Raw genomic sequence first — 16,748 nt, 5'->3', positions numbered from 1 at the left:
TCAGCCCCTCCGCTCGTCATCGCGCTTCAAGAACTTGTGGTTGTCTCGCGGCACATAGGGCTTTCGGCCCTTGTCTCGACCGAGCACGCGCAATACCGTCTTGTAGCTGACCGAGATGTTTCGCTCCCGCCTTAGCTCCTTGGCTAACCGGTTCGGCCCCCAACCACTGGATTCCGCCTGCTCCCAGATCCACTCCACATCCCGAGTTGAAAGCTTCGGCGTGGGGCCGATCGGCACCTTCCGCTCGCGAGCCGCTGCCGCAGCGTCCTTCTTCTTTTCAGCGATGTCTTCGAAAAACATGTCCGCGATGTTCCTCACCGTGATTCGCCATTGCTGGATGGATTGAGACTGGTACTCAGGGCCGAGCACGGTGAGCTTCGCTTCTCCGAAGTTGATTGCGTCCAACTTCTCGAGTAGATCCCTGATCTTCGGTCCTAGCCTCGAAAGCGAGCTGACCACGATCTCAATCTCTCCGCCGAGAGCCGCTTCGTCATTCAAGGCAAGCACCATCTCAGTGAGCACGGCTTCGACAGATTGATGGATGTTCTCAGCGGCTACGCCGTACTCCAGGAGTAGCCGAGTTTGCTCGTCGGGGGTCGGTTCCTTCCTTCGGGCACTCGGCCTCGTGAGTCCGATCTTGGTCATGATTTCTCCTTCGCGGTGCGGGTCTTTGGTACCGACGAAATGTCCATATCGGAGCGCCTCGAACCACGCTGATCCTGAGCTGTTCGCAACCGTTCGTTTGCGAACAGGTGAGAGCGATGGTCCCATCAGGCCAAGATCAGCTGCTCTCCGCTGAGCTACTTTTGGAGCATGGAACCCCAGGAGCTGCTCGACACCCGCGAGGGGCCAGCACTCGAGCAGTGGGGCCAGCGACAGATCGCTACCTGCAAGCCGACGCTGATCCGTGTGGTGCAGAAGAGCCACAGACTGCCGACTCCACCTGAGAACAGCTGGCTTGGCCGAGTCGACGCCAAGACAAAGCCTTACGAGACCTCTCAACAGGTCCGAGTCTTCGCTCAGGTGGCAGCCGACAATCTGCGCGAAGTTGATGCGGTGCTTCGCGGAGGTTTGCCGATGTTCGCTCTCTACTCGCTGATCCGGTCGGCCATGGAGGCATCATCGCTGGCGCTCTGGATACTCGACGCCAAGAGCGAAGATCTCGCAGCGAGCAGAACCCTCCGCGTCTACCGGCAGAACATCGAATCTGATCGGACCCTGTGGAAGACCGTAGTAGGTCGGCACTCCGGCGACCACCAAGCCCTCGCGAGCACCGCCGAAGCTAATCATCGTAGTCTCAGGGGAATCGATCACTCTTCCTTCGAGGATGCAGTCCAGTCGACCTCCGTGATCGAGCTGACCGACAGGATGCACCCGAGCGGGACAAACGGGATGGATGTGCTCAGTGGCCTTGAGGTCTGGCGGATCTGTAGCGCGGTCACTCATGCCAATCAGGTCTCACTCCTAAACATCATGGAGCGACACCCGGAGGGGCCGCGCGGAGCATCAGTCACTCGAACTTCGCGAATGAGTTTTGTGGCGTCGCTCTACTCGACCGCTCTCGACCGGACCAACCTTCTCATCGATGCCTTTCAGAACCGCAGTCGGCCGCGACGGACTGGACGGTGAAGGGCGCAGCGCTGCTCTTGCCGGACTGGCAGTATCGATCAACGCGTTCTGTCGAGGGAGGCCGCTAGCCTCAGACCATGCCAACATTTGCAGAGCGCATGGGACTTCGAGCAAGCCGAACTCTCGTTCAGAGCGAAAGCCTCGACGACGAAACTCGGACGGCTCTCTGGAATGTCCTGGTTATCCTTCAGGAAGTATTCGAGGAGCAGCTGCGTGGGTATCACGACAGTGGCCCGACCCACGACGAGCTGCTGACGAGCATGTGGGTGAATCACTTCAAACGACCTCGGGATGAGCAGCCGCGTCGTGCGGCAACATGGACCCTCGTCAAGAAAGAGATTCTTGAGGGCGAGTGGTTCGACGCGCTTGATGTTCTCGAACGAGCTTCGAAGGTTCTGGCGCAGGCGGACAAAGAGCGGGGAGAGGATTCCAGTGGCGCGTTCACGAACGCACTGAACGATCGATTCGAGAAGTACCTCGTGGGATTCAGGTTCATCGGTAACGAGATCACTCCCGTCGACTCGACCGCAGAAGCCGAGTCAGTGGATGCCGCATTGACCGATACGGTCTCAATCGCTGGAGCGCGGCACAGTTTGGAGCGTGCTGTAGAACTCCTTGCAGATCGGCAGAGCCCCGACTACGCCAACTCTGTCAAGGAGTCCATTTCGGCGGTCGAAGCAATCACGAAGAAGATCACCGGGGAAGGCACGCTTGGCGCTGGTCTGAAGAAGCTTCAAAGTGCCGGTCTCGACATCCATCCCGCACTGAAGGAGGGGTGGCTGAAGATCTACGGCTGGACTTCCGACGAGGATGGAGTTCGGCACGGTGCCATCGACGCGGCATCCGTCGACCAGACCATGGCGAAGTACATGCTCGTCAGTTGCTCGGCTTTCGTCTCGTACCTTATCGATGAAGGAAGAAAGTCCGGCCTCATCTGAGCGGCGCCGGAGGCGCGTCGATGACCACCGCACTGTTTGTCGGTAGTGCTCAGTAGGGTCAGACATAGTGGCACTGCGGAGAGGAGCGACATTGGGTTTGGAGTGGCCAGGCGCGGCCTATGTCAGGGGTGACATGGACGAAGCCACAAAGACGAGCGTGCAGACGGTCATCGATGAGTTCGGTGAGGCGCTGAAGCGCCAACTTGCCAGCTTGGGGATGCCTCTCCACACATCCCCGTTTGGCAGGCCATTCTCGCTCACCACGCTTCGGGATAGCGCCCAGATCATCGCAGCGAGCAGCCCCGCAACGGGGATGGCCCAACTGACTTGGCTGGATCGCCCTGGCGAGCTTCACGCTCCAGCGGCCCTTGCCCGTCTCTCGCAGGACCAGCTCGGCCTACCGGTCAGCGCCCTGGTGTCCCTACCACTTCCGACTGACGCCGATCGAACTACCAAGATTGCAGAAGCGGCGGCCGTCCACGCAAAAGAGGTCGAGACCATGCACTCTCTGTCGAAGCTCGGGGACATCGAGCATGTGCGTCATCTAGAGCCCTACCTGAGGAAGTTCCTCGAGGACCACCCCGAGCCCAGCCGCAATGTCTTCATCATGATGCGCTTCAGCGACTCTCCCCAGATGAGAGAGATCCACGAGGCTATCGTCGCGGGTCTCGCCGAGCACGGCTTGAATGCTGTGCGTGCTGACGACCGCGACTACACGGGAGAGGTCTGGTCCAACATTGAGGTGTATCTGACTGGCTGTCAGTACGGGATCGCCGTCTTCGAGGACATAGAAAAGCGAGACTTCAATCCCAATGTGTCGCTGGAGCTCGGCTACCTCATGGGTCGGGCTAAGCGCTCCCTGCTTCTCAAGGAGAAGCGCCTTCCGAACATGCCATCCGATGTGGTTCATCGCCTGTATAAGGAGTTCGACGGCTTCGACATCGCGAACTCGATCAAGCGTGAGATCGGGATTTGGATCACCAGGGATCTCAGAATCTAGCCGATGATGGTGAACCGTCGGCCAGAACTTAGCTCCGAAGCAACGGAGCTAATGGGGCGCATCCGTGAACGCTACCTCACCTCGGGCGAGTTCAACGGTCTCCACATCCGGTCCAAACTTGTTGAGCCTGCCCGGGCGCCTGCGATCGAGCTGTTGAAGGCTGGTCTCATCGAGGTGATGACCGGTGCTGACTACATGAACATCCACATTCGTCCGTGGCCGTCTCGCCGCTCGATAGAGGAGCAAATCCAGGACATCAACGAGCTGTCGAGGGCCGACTACGGTGTCTGCCTGTATCCAACAGCGGCAGGCATGAAGGGAGTCCGGCTCTCCAGCAAGCTCAACGGCCGTCCCTACGCCCGAGCAATGGCACGGGGCAAAGGGACCCTTGAGCTGGCTTACTTCCAGTTCGATGTGCTTGAGCAATACCGCAACGACAGCCGATTCCGATTTAGCTTCGGTGACTCGGGTGCAAGCATGGGCCTGAGTGATGAGGCATTCGAGGACGAAGATGTGTTTGAACGAGACCATGTCGGTCTGAACCACATCGGCTTCGCCTATGACCTGACACGCTACGATCCGGAGGACGCGGATTCTCCCATCGAGCGGCGGGTCGCCGTCTTCTACTGCGACCTCATTACGCTGACTCCGGAGCATCAGCGCCGGTGGCAAACCTACGAAGTCGACGGAGCGAATCTTGAGCCGCATCCACTGTGGTGGAACGGGCAGATGGGCCGTTGGCCGGATGGCGTCGGGCCGTTTACCCGGCTCTTCATGGAGTTGAGAAACCTCAACGAGCTGGCAGTCCTCGCCTTCGGCGAAGAGATGTTCCGCTCTACTGATCGCCCCGCTGAGATGGGGTGGCTCCTTCGTCCGTCGCAGCGGGAGTGGGACGACTTCGTGCTTCAGCTCGACAAGCTACTTTCGGACAACCTGCGGTCCGAGTTCTTCAAGGCCGCCGGCATTGAGAGCGTCGACGAGCGAGGGCAGCGGATGGGGACGCTCAAGAGATTCGAGCGCTTTTTGCAGAGCGGTGGTGTGGCGGAAGACAAGGCGAGGAAGATCGTGTCGCCGATGGCGCTCGTCAGGAACGCCCGCCAGGGGCCTGCGCACCGGATTCGCGCCAATCTCACCGATCGGACCTTCATCCATCAGCAGATCGAGCTATTGAGGGAGATCTACTCCGCTCTCGGAGCAACACGCCACTGGCTCGCCACCCATCCCAGGTGTGCAGACTGGGAAGAGAAACACAAGGAGCTACAGACATACATGCTGTGAGTAGCAACGGTCCCAAACCGCTGACATGAATGTCGGTGAACGCCGCTGCTCAGAGTTGCAGTCTGATTAGGTGGGTGCGCGCACACCTCTTGCCGCTGTGCTCTGGGTACGGAAAAGGTAGACGGGTGATCGCACCGTTGTGTGGCACCACGCCTACGAAGTAGCTCCGCCACTCTCCGAGGGCCGCTCCGCGCGGCCTCCCGGGGACCTAATCCGGCCCCCGAGCCCCCGGCTCTTCTGGAGCGCTCCGGGCTTCGCCCTCCGGCTTCAGAAGGCGAGCAGCGCCCTCAGGTGGGGCGGAGAGTCCTGCCCTGCGGGCCATCCGACGGAAATACCTCAGCGCCTTCGGCGCAGCCCCTCCGGGGCTCCCTCAATCGAAATCCAGAGGAGAGCCCATCGACAGCCGCGGTAGTTGAGATACAGGTCCGGGCTCCGCCGCGGCCTCGGTGCTGAACCTCTCGCGGGATAGAGGTAAGTCAGCGCCAGCTGCTTCGGGAGAGGAGCGGGAGGCGCTTCTTCCAACAGAGATCCAATCCCAAAACCCGTGAGGGTGCCGAGGCCTGGGGGCCGAGGCTTGAGTCTGGCGAGTGTGCGCCCGAGCAGCAGGCGGCGAGCCGGAGGCAGATCTGCGTGAGCGGCAGCGAGCGTTTCTGCCCGATGGCGTTCTCGCCAGAGCTCAAGGTGATCCAACGCACTCGCGTTGGCAGCCTCGCTGCGAGAGCCCTCGGAGAGCCCTCGGAGAGGCGGGGGAGCAGTCGGCGGATGATCGCCTCAGCGCGGGGGTTGTTTCCGTCAGTCTGGCGATCCTGTAGTCATCTGTTGAGCAGCGGCTGTTGGCAGCGAGTCTTCTCCCAGTTCTTCCTCAATGCTCCAGCTCCGGGAAAAAGCCGGAGATCTGCTCTCCGTCCGCATCAGGAACTCAGTCATCCAGCTGTCTAGCCTGCCCAGCAGGGGCGCTATTTCGGCGTCTGGATTGGAAGCGTATCTGCGACCGGTTCCCACTCACAGTCGTTTCTACCTCGTGAGTGCCCCACTCTTTTTCAGCGGTGGGGTACATATAGCTGAGGACCATCTGAGCTGGGGCAGAAGACTTGCTGCCCGGCCTCTCGCGCTTCCAGTTGGTTTTCCTCTTGGGGCTGGTGAACCCCCGCACGCTTTTCTCCGGATCTCGACACCCAGCAACCCACCTACTGGGACCTTGTTTATTTGGAGATCCTGGGCGGCAAGCAAATCGAGGCCCGGCGATCTGAGTCTCCAGGCCCGAGATTCAGATCACCGGGCCGAGCGATTCGTAGTGCAATATCAAAGCGGCGGCGGTCGCTGGGCGGTGCGGCAGTTTCTCGGGCGTGTCTTTCCTGCGTTCATTGCCGGGGTCACTCCCGTCCGTCAAAGCCTTGTTTTAGTCCCGCTCCCCAACGCCTTGTTCTTGTCTCGAGGCTCGATGCCATGGAGTGAGCGAGACGGCGAGCTTAGATCGACGACTCGTGGGCCTCAGGCTCACTGATCGAAGTCGAGCAAATCGGGGCCGTAGGTTGTCGTCGTCAGGTCGACAGCATTGATCTTCTTGGCCACATCCTTACCGGCCTTCGAGATGTTGCCGTTCTTGCCGAAGAGGTCGCCGCCGAAGAAGACGAAGAGAGCCGCGAGCACGGCCATCGCTGCGAAGGTCAGGAAGCCAGCAAACTGGCGCTTCCAGAGTAGGACGATCGCCACTACAGCGATGATGCCGACCAGAACCGGGCCGATCCAATCGCTAATGGCAGAGTTCACGAGTTCGCCGAGAGCGGGCGTAGGTAGATACATGATGATTCCTCCAGATGAGTCATGTCCCGGTGGGGACATCGCTCATATCGAGGGGCATCACTACCTGCCCGTCTCAGCGTCGATCATCGTCAGGCGGTCAGCATGTGCGCAGGGTCGATGATGGTGTCTGAGATCGCAGTCTCGGGCGAGTCAACAGATGTTCCTGCCTGTCCCACCAGGCGCTCGGCCTTCAGCGCATAGAAGGCGTCCGCGCCTCCCAGAGCCTTCATGAACTCGCGATTCATCAGCCGTCGCCGCTCAGTCATGTGTTCAGTCGGCTCCGTCCAGCCGGGGATCCTGGCTCTGCGCGCTGCCGCGATCTCGGATGAACGGCGAGCTGCAGCCTGGTTCTGCTCAAGTCTGTTCATGGTTCCTCCTTGGTCGAAGGTTGTTCTAACAACAGGCGCCGGCTGTTGTGTCGCACACCCGCGCGCGAGGAGGGTCAACCATCGCCAAGGAAGCAGGATCCATGTATCGTCATCCGCGCCGGACGGTTTCAGCCCGAGTTCGCAGGCTACGGGCTGAGGGGCAGGCCACAGCATCGAGGGGATCGATGCTCCAGGCTGCGCGCTGAGACTGCGATTTCAGCATGCCCAGATGGCACAAGAAAGCCCCCGGACGCTGGGGTGTCCGGGGGCTTTCGAGCGTTGTGATTACTTGACCACTCCTACCGAGCAAGTAGGGTTGGTGCCCGCGTTGCCCATTGCGGCGGTTCCAGTGAGCCATGCCGATGCCTTGCCGCTCTTGGGGTCAACGAAACGGATTCCGAATGTCCAGGCCTGTCCAGCGAGGCCACCAGAGAGCTGCTTGGCAGTGAAGGTTGTTCCGTACTTGCTTGGATCGCCAGCGGTGCTGACCGCTCCGAGCAGATCACGGTTGATCGGCTGGATGACGCCCTCCCGCATGATGCCGACTTCGGTCTCCTTGACGGTGTATCCCTTCATCTCAGCCGGAACGGCCCAGTTCATCGTGATCTTGGGGTCCATGCCGAGCGCTCCGGGCCGGAGCACGCAGGCGGGAGTGGAACCCGCAAGGGGAGCGGCGAGTGAAAGCACCGGCGCGCTTGGCTTGCCGTCGCAGTTGAAGGCGCGGTCACCTTCGAACTCTCCCTCGTAGCCGACGGCCTTCACGCAGAAGCCGGATTCAGTCACCGAGGCAGAGCCGGGGGTAGCGAGCGGGCCAGCGATCCACGAGAGCTGGACTGCGACCACTGCTGCCGAGGCAATAAGGATTGCTGCGAGGTTCTTTCGGATGGTTGCGAGGGTTTGGGTCCAGAAGTTGGTTTCCATGATGATCTAACCTCCAAGGTGTCTACGATCACAGCCCCATATCAAAGTGCAAGTACAAGCGCAGATAGACGAGCACCGAGAGCAAGAAGAAGGGCCGCAACCCGGGAAGGTGGGTTGCGGCCCATCTGATCTTGGAGGAGATCATCTGCCACTTATCAACGGAAATCACCGCAAGGAGGTTTCTCATGCAGGAGGGTCGCTAGCGTCCCTCCTTGCCTCTATATCGGAACAGCGGTCAGGCTAAACCGAACGAACGCGCAAGCTTCCGGCGCACTCGTGCTTGGGCCTTGGCATCGCCCTCCAGGCTGCCAAAGAAGTCCAGCATCCAGCCGGTGACTTCTCGTATGTGCAGATCCTTGGCGATGCTGCTCGGTAGGTAAATCAGTCTCATGCCGTTCTTACCGATGATGCTCTTCAGCACCCGGTTTCGAGTCCAGCCCGCGAGCTTGAGAGACTTGCCCATCATCCGGGCGAGCTGATCGACGGCTCGGCTGATCAGGCTACGGCGAGCACGCTGCGGCTTGCGGTGCCATGCGCGCTGCGGGATCGTGGCGACCACTGCGGCTGCGGGAGCACTGGTGGCGAGCTTCGGTAGCACCCCATCCCGCTCCATCCGCGAGCAGGCTTCAAGCTCTGCCGCGTCCCGCTCGTCCTGATACCGGAATCCCAGCTCTTCGAGTGCAGCCAGCCGGTAGACCTTCCAGCCATTGTCTTCGCTCAGAGCCAATCCCTCGAGGGTGTCCGTTGTCGCCGCGGGGTTTCGAGCGACCACGAGCCGCACAGCGGGATCGGCAGAGCTTGCGAGCATTGCCAGCACGCCGGGATCAGTGCTCTTCTCAGCCAGCTCGAACTCCTTGGGGTGAGTCTGACGAGGAGTAGTTGGCCTGGCCTGAACGGGAGCGGTGCCCCAGCCGAGCGCGGGCAAGAGCGTAGGCTCCAGCCGAGTCTGCACAGGCTCGTCCTCAGAGCGCTTGGCGATTTCGATCCGCCAGCGCGCCGCCTCGTGATGGTCGAGCTTGGTTCCGTCCTCACGGAATGTCTGCCTGCGCTTCTCATTGCCAACCGAGAATGCTCCCGCAACCACTGGGCTGACGATCAGCTCTTCCTTATGGCCGTGGGTTGACACCACAGCTCCTCCAGCCTGGGCGATCCCAGCCAGAGAGGTGTGCGCGCCACCATAAGGGCAGCGCAGCTTTGCCTGGCATCGGTTGTAGCGCTGGAGGAGCGGACTCCAGTGGAAGTCAGTTCTTGTTGCAGTGCTCATCACCTTGCCTCCTTCGTAAGTGGCGTGGGCACGAGCGAATCGCGCATGCCCTCTTCGTAGGCTGCCTGAGCATCAGCAACAGTCAGGTAGTGCCATTCCCTCTGGCAGGTGCGTGGGCTGCGGCAGACAGTAATCGTGCCGGTGTCTTCATCGAGATGATGGAACTTCATGATCTCCTCCTGGTTGAGTCAGGAGGACATATCGGAGTTGCAAGTATCGGCGCAGATAGACGACCACTTCTTCACCAGGGCGAGAGCCTTCTCCGCTACCTCTTCATCCTCGTAGCGATACGCGCCGTCCCCGCAATAGGAGCACCGTCCCCAGCAGGGATCTGGTCTGTCCCACCAGGGGTCAACATGAAAGCCGACCTTCTCGCCCATGAGCTGCTGTTCTTCCATACGCAATCACCCCAGCGAGGACTATCAGCCGACGGCATGCCACCATCGGCGCAGATAGACATCGGTGAGCGTCATCCTCCTAGCCCCGAGCTGACTGCTCCCATCAACTGCTGTTGACTTGCGCTTACGATCAAGCAGGAGACGCAACCTAAGCCTCGAACGCTGGCCAAAAGAAAAATGACTGAGGAACTATGCCCGCTGCTGCTCCCGCTTCCGCTCCTTGCTGAAGCTCAGATTCTTGTTAGTCGGCTCATCGTCTGGAGTCGAGTAGGGCTGTTGGGTAAAGCTGCCAGTCCTTGATGGCAGGCTTTCAGCATCCGACTGCTGGCAGTTGGTTCTCGTCCAGGGAGAAGGGTTAGCAGTGGTGCGACACCGATGCGCAGTGCATCCGGCGAGTGGCTAACTGCGCGGGTTCGCAGGTAGTCAGTGAGTGAAGTCTGCTGGCGCAGTCTTCAGCGGGGTCTCGGAGTGCTTACGCCCTGAGAGCAGGTTGGAAGGGTGCTTACACCTTCCAGCGGGATACCGAAGAGTGCTTACGCACTTCGGCTGGGAGCGTAGCTCCTAGGCCCGCGCAGCGCTGGCGGGATACCGAAGATGCCTCAAGGCATTCGGCTGGGAGCATCGCTCCCAGGGCACTGCCCACGGCAGGGCCTGATGACGAGCGAAGCTCGGCATCTGCTTTTCCCCCCTCTGGCGGCAAGGCCGCCTCTTGCTGTTCTGCGAGGCGATTCTAGGAGCGCGATCCTAAGGCGAGATCTCAAGAGAGTTGAAGATCAGGAGCCATGCAGGAGCGGGCGAAAGTTGTTTCGCGCCCACATTTCCCGCTGTTTCGATATAGGACTCAGACCCGCGCTCCAAAGCGCGAAACGGTCAGGACAAGCGCCTCCTACAGCCAGGAGGGCTGTTCTAAGCGACGATCTCACCAGGGAGAGCAGGAAATGAGTACAGATGTAGTAACGCAGGAGAACGAAGAAACGGCAGATTCGGTGATGAACTTCCTCGAAGACGAAGACTACGATCAGCCCGAGGATAACGAGCCAGAAGTGATGGCAGGGGTGCTCCCGCCCTCAACTACGATCGCGGATGGGTTCGAGGTGGTTGCCGAAGATGACGCCATCGGCGCAGATAGCCCTAGTGAAGTCGACCTCATCCCAGACACTTTCCGCTCAGAGACGCGCCGAAATCCCAATGCTCCGAAGTACGGAAGAACCTTCTTCACTGACAAGGATCGGCTCGGCCTGTGGTTCCTCTGGAAGTTTCCGCTCGCGACTTCGAAGCAGCTCGGCATCGTTTGGGGCATCAAGAAGGCGAGTGCTCACAAGCGAGCGCTGGCACTGAAAGAGCTTGGACTGGTCAGCTCCGAGAAGATCATCGGCATGACTCAGCTCTGGTTCCTGACCAAGAGAGGTTACGATCTGCTCCATTTTCACGGTGTGAGAGATGAGCGAGTGTCCCGGCTCTACAAGCTCGGAAGCATCCGTCTCTTCAATCTCGAACACCGCCTCGCAGTGACTCAGGTCGCGGCTCAGCTAGTCGGTGGAGTCTCTGACATTCAGAAGAGAAGCAAGACTCCCATCCCAAAAGGTCTGGAGCTGTTACCGCTTTTGATCCCGGAGCAGTACATGAACATCACCTACGGCACCATGGCCACCAGCTACGACAACATCGAGAATAAGGCTGCTATCGATCCCGATAAGGCTTGGAGAGACCAGGAGCGCATCGCCCAAGAGGTCGAGGCGGGTCGGCTAAATGTATCTGAAGCGCTCGCGGAAAACCCCGGACACTGGACGCTTACGACTGATTACGCAAGCCGAACCTATGGCAATCAGAACCACCCAGTGGACCTCGCGATTGACCTTGAGGCTTTCCGAACCGATCTCAAGCGACCCGTTTCCCTCGCGGTCGAGGTCGAGCTAACTCTGAAGAGTCCTGAGGATCTGAAAAAGGCGATGAACACCATGGCTCGACAGCGTGAGCGCGGAGCACTCCCCGTCTTCGCGCAGTACATCTATACGGGACACAAGCAGGGCATCTTCGACGCCGTGAAAGCGGCAGCGAAGAGGATGGGGGCGGAGCGGTTCTTCGCCACGATGACGCTCAAGGATGCTGATGGCAAGAGGTACAGCGGAGAAGCTTGGCGCTTCTGACAGGTGCGCGCACACCAGCGGCGGCGAGGGTGCTAGATCCTCGCCGCCGTTGTTCTGTCTGCCTGAGTACGCCATGTTCCTTCAGGAATCGAAGACCCTCGAATCGTCATCCAGGATGGCCATCCTCAGCCCGTGGTTGCCCGTCTAAGGCTGGAGCACAGCCTCCACGATCGATCCCAACGGGGCGGTAGCGGGCCCGCTCAGAACAGCCTTTCTGCATCCTGCCGGTCGGCGGGTTCGGCCGACCCGAGGATATAGGAAACAGCAGGTCGGAACGATTTTTCAGGAGGAGTTGACTCCTACTAGTTTCCATTCATGATTGACCCAACCAACCGCACCATAACCGCTTGAAAGGCAATCACCATGGCAAACGCATCCGCTCCCCAGGCCCCCTCCGTCAAGGCTTCCGAGTTCGACCGGAAGGACCTGACTCGTCTCTTCGCTCGCCTCCGCCATGAGGTCGGTGGCCTCGTCGACGACGCCAATCGCAACCGCCCCTTCTACGCGAAAAGCAAGGAGGAAGCCGCGGCGAAGCGTGATGCCGCTCTGAAGGTCATCGGCGAGCTGGCTGATCGGATCGACTCTCTCAAGAAGGGTTGAGTGTCCTACGGGTCCCGCGGACCCGGGGCCCATCCTCCTTAGTCAGGCGACGAGAAGGACCCCTCCCACCAACGCATGAAAGGCCCCCGGCTCAATCGCCGGGAGCCTTTCTTGCGTGATGCCATCTGCACGCGTCTCACGCGGCCGATAGATGCCCGTCTTTGATTCCGCGATTCACCATGTACGGAGTAGCTCCCAGATCCCGAGCAATCCGCCAAATCGCCTCGCCGGCATCCAGCCGAGCCCTCGCCTGGGACGCTTCAGTCGCGGACAGGATCTTCTTAGGCCTTCGACCAGCGCGGCCGAGACGCGAGTCGTTCTTGTCGACCGACTGATGACTGTCGGAGACCGACGGCGCCGCAACCGCACGGACCGCGGCGCCGTAGCTGAGGTACAGGTGGCCGAAGTACCCGTAATCCCGCCTTTCGACGGCAACGAAGTGAAGAGAAATCTGAGAGTCGATGGCGGCCGCCTGTCGGCGAATCCGGGTGATGGTCCCCTCAACCACGAGTCGGTTGCTGAGTTTCACAACCTTGCCTGGATTTAGGCGAGCGACCTCGATCGCGTCGCGTGTCAGGTACCTGGCCCACCGGCGGTCTCGCCGGTGAGCGTCTACGCCAGGGGGGAGTGCGTCGAAGACTTCGTAGGATGCTTCTCGCTTGATGAGATTTTCCATAGTGGACTACTTTCTGCCCATTCGGGCGGGGTTGATTGGTGGCTCTTCTGAGCCCATTTCTTTGGGTCGGTCGGATCGCGCGCTCCGCCGAGGTATGTGGGTAACGAGTACGAATACTCGCTAGCTATTGCGTGCTCTAGAGAGTCAAATGATGACTAGCTCGGAGCGGTAATACTATGAACTTTTCACTGATCAGAAGCTCTTTCCCGGTTCTTCGTTTCCTCCCCGGGGCGGCTTGTGTTACAACCATATGAGCCTGAAAATAGCCCCACAAGCTGCCCGCTCCCGACCCCTAACGCACTGGGGGAAAGTGCCCTGTTTTGACCTGGAATCATGCGGGTGAGTTCCCCGATCTGCAAAAACTTTAAAAAAGTCGCTCATCTCCCAGACGCATCCCGGGCGTGTCGCACTCGGGTCAGGGGTGCAATCTCAGGGCCGAGCCGGGACGGTCTGTGTCATCAATCGATTTCCGCCCGATGGGCGCAGGAGCGGGCAGCTCCGACGAAGCAGGGCATCATCGCCCCGATCTCATGTGTTCAGCGTGCTGGCTAACGGTTCCAGTGGCTGCTGGCGTCGACTGCTTCGAGTTGATGCAATGAGTTGACACTTTGCGCGCACACCAAGTAAGAAGCGCGAAAAGTCAACCGAGCGGAAGGATTGGATTAAATCCCACCGTCACCGCCACCACGAAGGCCCCGAATCCCCTTGGAAACACTGGGAAGCGGGGCCTTTGTCTTGTTCTGTCCGGAGTGAGCGGTAACGCGATATGAATCGCTATTGCGGTGGCAATCTGATGTCACATCCGGGAATGGCGCATCCGGGGGGCAGCGCCTAGCCGGGGTTACGCAGCCTCCCCAGCGCCGGCCCCGGCACCCGGATCCTCTTCGCGGAACGGCTCCGAGGCGGTTCAGAATCAGACTCTCGCTCCTGCGCTGATGTGGGGCGAGTGGAAGACTCCTCGTTCCGATACGACACAGCGCTGCACCGGGGTGATGACGCACAGGCGGCGCTGATTCGCCGCGTGACGCCTTCAGGCTCTGACCCGTCGTGGCCGCGGGTGAGCATCCCGGGTGTCGGCGTCACCGATAGGAATCTGTTCTCTGCCTGCGGGGCCACGCGAGTGCGATGCAGCCGAGGAGTGTCGCTCCCGACCAGAGCGCCCACCATGGGTAGCCGGGGTCGGTCGCATTGGGGGTGACCTGACCGACCTCACTCGAAGACGCCATGTCCGGGACGCGTTCTGCGCGCACCAGCAGTCGGTGTGAGTTCACGCCGATCGGGGTGCAGGTGAGGAGGGTCACGTAGTCGTCTCCCTCGAGTTGGCGGAGATGGGAGGCGTCGTCGGGGGCGACGGTGAGGATCCGGTCGACCTTGTAGGTGAGAGTCGTGCCGGCAACGTCGATGTAGAGGAGATCGTCGGTCTGGAGCAGGTTCACCCTCGTGAACAGCTCGCTTCCGGGAAGGCCGGAATGTCCGGAAAGCACAGTGTGAGTGCCGATGCCGCCGACAGGGAGGGAGGTCCCGTAGAGGTGCCCGACGCCCTTGTCCAGGACGGCGTCTTCGGTGCCGTGATAGATCGGCAGATCTACATCGATCTCGGGGATGCGGATGCGAGCCATGGGGGCCTCGGTGCCGAAGTCCAGCTGGGAGACATAGTCCGCCCAGCCGTCTTCGATGTCTTTCACGCGGCCATCCTCGTCGAGGACGAACGGGTCACGAAGCGGACCGGACTGCAGGTCTTCGTTGTACTGTTCGGCGGCTTCCAGGATCTTCTGGAGAGCGGATTCGCCGAGGTCCTGCACGTCCTGGATGTACCCGGATACCTCGGTGGCGTGGGCGCGGTCGCTGAACCAGTTCGCGGCGGTGGGGTAGGTGACGGTGCCGACTCCTACCAGGAGCATGGCAGCCACACCGGCGGAAGTGAGCGAGAAGCTGCGGCGGGTGCGCTCTCGCGCGGCGCGGCGCGTGAGAGGCGCGTCTTCGAGAGCGGTCATCGGAATTCCTTGGAGATGAGAGTGAGGGAGCGACTTCTGGGGGAAGAGCCGCCCCCTCCTCGGGAGATGGTGATCGCTAGGCTGGGCAGCGATCACCGCGCATGGCGCCGGCGTGAGGATGCCGGCGCCATGGTGCGGGTCAGGCCTCCTGCTTGCGACGGCGGGTGACGATCATGAAGATCGCACCGCCGGTGATCAGCGCGAAGCCGACCAGGTAGAGCAGGCCCGTGCCGGTGCCACCGGTGATCGGCAGGATGAAGCCGGCGTTGCTCGGCACGTTCACGACCTCGAGGTCCACACCGGCCGCGGTGGTGGCGGCGGTGACGGCGAACTCGATCGGCTCGGCGAGCAGTTCGAAACCGTCGGGCGCCTTGGTCTCAACCAGGAAGTATTGGATGAAGCCGGCCTCGCCCGCCGCGACCGTCTGGTTGTTCGCGAAGTCGCTGTAGCGCAGGCCGTAGAGAGTCAGCCCACCCTCAGCGTCGACATCGAAGGTGGTCTGCCCACCGAGCTCGACCGGGTTGGTCTGCGCGGCGGCGTCGGCGGCCGAGGTGAAGACCTGGAACTGCGCTCCTTGGAGGGTGTTGGTGCCGTCGGTCTTCTTGATGGTGAACGCGCCCCACTTGGTCTCCGGGGAGTTCGTCACGACCGGGCCCCCGGGCTGGCCCGGAGCGATGTCGAACGACGCCGCGTTCGGGTAGATGAGCGCCTGGTTGGAGATCTCCCCGATGGTGTTGACCGCGGTGTCGAGAGTCACGACGACCGAGACGTCGCTGTTCGCAGCGAGCTTCAGGAGACCTGCCGCGGTGAACTCGACGGTGACCGTGTTGGTCGCCTCGTCAAACGTGACCGTGTAGTCAGCGGGGAGGAGAACCCGGCCGCCGGAGAGCACAACCGTGGTGCTCATGAGGTCGAGCTTGGCGTCGAGGGGGTCGACGATCTTGAAACCGTCGATCGTAGCGACGTTGGGGATGTCAGCGGTGATCGTCCAGGTGACGATGTCGCCGAGCTGGATCGACGCGCTGTCGGTCACCGTCTTCTCGGCGGCAGTCACAGCGTTCTTCGGGTAGACGTGCACGTCGTACAGCCAGGCGTTCTGGTTGTTCGGATCGGTCAGCGGCACCGTGATCAGGAAGGGCGCTGCCGGAGTCACACCGGCGGGGTAGCCGGTCTCCTGTACGAGGTACAGGCCGACGGGAAGCCCCGTGAACGCAGCCTCGCCCGCCGCGTTGGTCACCTGCGACGATCCGGCACCGAGCGTGTATCCGGCGCCGGTGATCGAGTTCTCGGCGTCGGCTGCGTCGAACACGCCCGAAAGCTCGGATGCCTCAGCCCAGCCGGCGTTCGTCGACAGGTCGATGGTGTTGACCTGCTGCACCTGGAACGTCACACCCGGGAGCGGGGTGAGGCCAGTGGTGTCGGTGAGGGCGCCGTCACCGGGCTGGCCAGTGCCAGACAAAGCGTTGCCGTTGTTGCCGCCGCCGCCGTTGTTGCCGTTGCCGTTGTTGCCGTTGTTGCCGCCGTTGTTGCCACCAAGCGGTTCCGGTGTCTCGAATTTGTGGACAGTGATCGAGCCGACCTGATCGGGGTCGATCAGCGGCGCAGCCGACGCGGGCAGCGCGAGGCCGAGGGTGGCCACTGTCGCTGCTGCGACGGCGGCGATTCCGACGCGCAGACCGCGCCGGGTGAACGGGTTGTTCATCTGTTTCTCCTTGGTGAGGGGTCGTGCAAT

At 61.1% G+C, this 16,748-nt stretch carries 15 protein-coding genes; 6 read left to right on the top strand and 9 right to left on the bottom strand.

Translation table 11 applies throughout. The annotated features are described in order from the left end of the window. A complete protein-coding gene (locus tag D514_RS26765) occupies positions 1 to 645 on the bottom strand; it encodes a helix-turn-helix domain-containing protein (protein WP_017829402.1) in 645 nt (214 codons plus the stop codon). 168 nt (positions 646 to 813) lie between these two features. Here D514_RS26765 and D514_RS26760 point away from each other — a divergent pair, with 168 nt between their 5' ends. From D514_RS26760 to D514_RS26750, 4 genes are all read left to right on the top strand, one after another. Then, positions 814 to 1,629 (top strand): hypothetical protein, encoded by an 816-nt coding sequence (locus tag D514_RS26760; protein WP_017829401.1) that lies wholly within the window; start codon positions 814 to 816, stop codon positions 1,627 to 1,629. 77 nt (positions 1,630 to 1,706) lie between these two features. Further along, positions 1,707 to 2,567: an AbiJ-NTD4 domain-containing protein gene (locus D514_RS26755; RefSeq protein WP_017829400.1), complete on the top strand. Its 861-nt coding sequence runs from the start codon at positions 1,707 to 1,709 to the stop codon at positions 2,565 to 2,567. Positions 2,568 to 2,700: 133 nt separating this feature from the next. Continuing rightward, the gene (locus D514_RS38050) at positions 2,701 to 3,567 is read left to right on the top strand and encodes a hypothetical protein (protein WP_144052972.1); all 867 of its coding nucleotides are present in this window, start codon (positions 2,701 to 2,703) and stop codon (positions 3,565 to 3,567) included. A 3-nt stretch (positions 3,568 to 3,570) separates the two neighbouring features. Continuing rightward, positions 3,571 to 4,845, top strand: coding sequence for a hypothetical protein (locus tag D514_RS26750; RefSeq protein WP_236610922.1), 1,275 nt, complete (start codon positions 3,571 to 3,573; stop codon positions 4,843 to 4,845). 1,497 nt (positions 4,846 to 6,342) lie between these two features. On the opposite strand, the gene D514_RS38695 is transcribed toward D514_RS26750, so the two are convergent. From D514_RS38695 to D514_RS38930, 5 genes are all read right to left on the bottom strand, one after another. Then, positions 6,343 to 6,648 (bottom strand): hypothetical protein, encoded by a 306-nt coding sequence (locus D514_RS38695; protein WP_144052971.1) that lies wholly within the window; start codon positions 6,646 to 6,648, stop codon positions 6,343 to 6,345. Positions 6,649 to 6,737: 89 nt separating this feature from the next. Beyond that, a complete protein-coding gene (locus tag D514_RS38690) occupies positions 6,738 to 7,016 on the bottom strand; it encodes a hypothetical protein (protein ID WP_144052970.1) in 279 nt (92 codons plus the stop codon). A gap of 285 nt (positions 7,017 to 7,301) precedes the next feature. Then, the gene (locus D514_RS26745; protein ID WP_144052969.1) at positions 7,302 to 7,937 is read right to left on the bottom strand and encodes a hypothetical protein; all 636 of its coding nucleotides are present in this window, start codon (positions 7,935 to 7,937) and stop codon (positions 7,302 to 7,304) included. 235 nt (positions 7,938 to 8,172) lie between these two features. Continuing rightward, on the bottom strand, positions 8,173 to 9,201 hold the full coding sequence (locus D514_RS26740; RefSeq protein WP_144052968.1) for a hypothetical protein: 1,029 nt from the start codon (positions 9,199 to 9,201) through the stop codon (positions 8,173 to 8,175). After that, entirely contained in the window at positions 9,201 to 9,371 is a 171-nt protein-coding gene (locus tag D514_RS38930) for a hypothetical protein (RefSeq protein WP_017829392.1), read from the bottom strand. The genes D514_RS26740 and D514_RS38930 overlap by 1 nt, the downstream gene beginning before the upstream one ends. A gap of 1,166 nt (positions 9,372 to 10,537) precedes the next feature. Here D514_RS38930 and D514_RS26735 point away from each other — a divergent pair. Both D514_RS26735 and D514_RS26730 read left to right on the top strand, forming a co-directional pair. Continuing rightward, positions 10,538 to 11,746 (top strand): hypothetical protein, encoded by a 1,209-nt coding sequence (locus D514_RS26735; RefSeq protein ID WP_144052967.1) that lies wholly within the window; start codon positions 10,538 to 10,540, stop codon positions 11,744 to 11,746. Positions 11,747 to 12,109: 363 nt separating this feature from the next. Next, positions 12,110 to 12,346: a hypothetical protein gene (locus D514_RS26730; protein ID WP_017829389.1), complete on the top strand. Its 237-nt coding sequence runs from the start codon at positions 12,110 to 12,112 to the stop codon at positions 12,344 to 12,346. A 136-nt stretch (positions 12,347 to 12,482) separates the two neighbouring features. On the opposite strand, the gene D514_RS26725 is transcribed toward D514_RS26730, so the two are convergent. From D514_RS26725 to D514_RS26715, 3 genes are all read right to left on the bottom strand, one after another. After that, positions 12,483 to 13,022 carry a hypothetical protein gene (locus D514_RS26725; RefSeq protein WP_144052966.1) on the bottom strand — a complete coding sequence of 180 codons (540 nt, stop codon included), beginning with the start codon at positions 13,020 to 13,022 and terminating at the stop codon, positions 12,483 to 12,485. 1,079 nt (positions 13,023 to 14,101) lie between these two features. Continuing rightward, positions 14,102 to 15,016 (bottom strand): class C sortase, encoded by a 915-nt coding sequence (locus tag D514_RS26720; RefSeq protein WP_017829387.1) that lies wholly within the window; start codon positions 15,014 to 15,016, stop codon positions 14,102 to 14,104. Positions 15,017 to 15,155: 139 nt separating this feature from the next. Further along, the gene (locus tag D514_RS26715) at positions 15,156 to 16,718 is read right to left on the bottom strand and encodes a SpaH/EbpB family LPXTG-anchored major pilin (RefSeq protein WP_017829386.1); all 1,563 of its coding nucleotides are present in this window, start codon (positions 16,716 to 16,718) and stop codon (positions 15,156 to 15,158) included. Positions 16,719 to 16,748 lie beyond the last annotated feature (30 nt).

Source organism: Microbacterium sp. UCD-TDU (genome assembly GCF_000340625.1).
In the GTDB taxonomy this organism is placed as follows: Bacteria; Actinomycetota; Actinomycetes; order Actinomycetales; family Microbacteriaceae; genus Microbacterium; species Microbacterium maritypicum.
The sequence above is the reverse complement of the archived record's forward strand: the minus strand, read 5'-3'. Positions and strand labels throughout refer to the sequence as shown.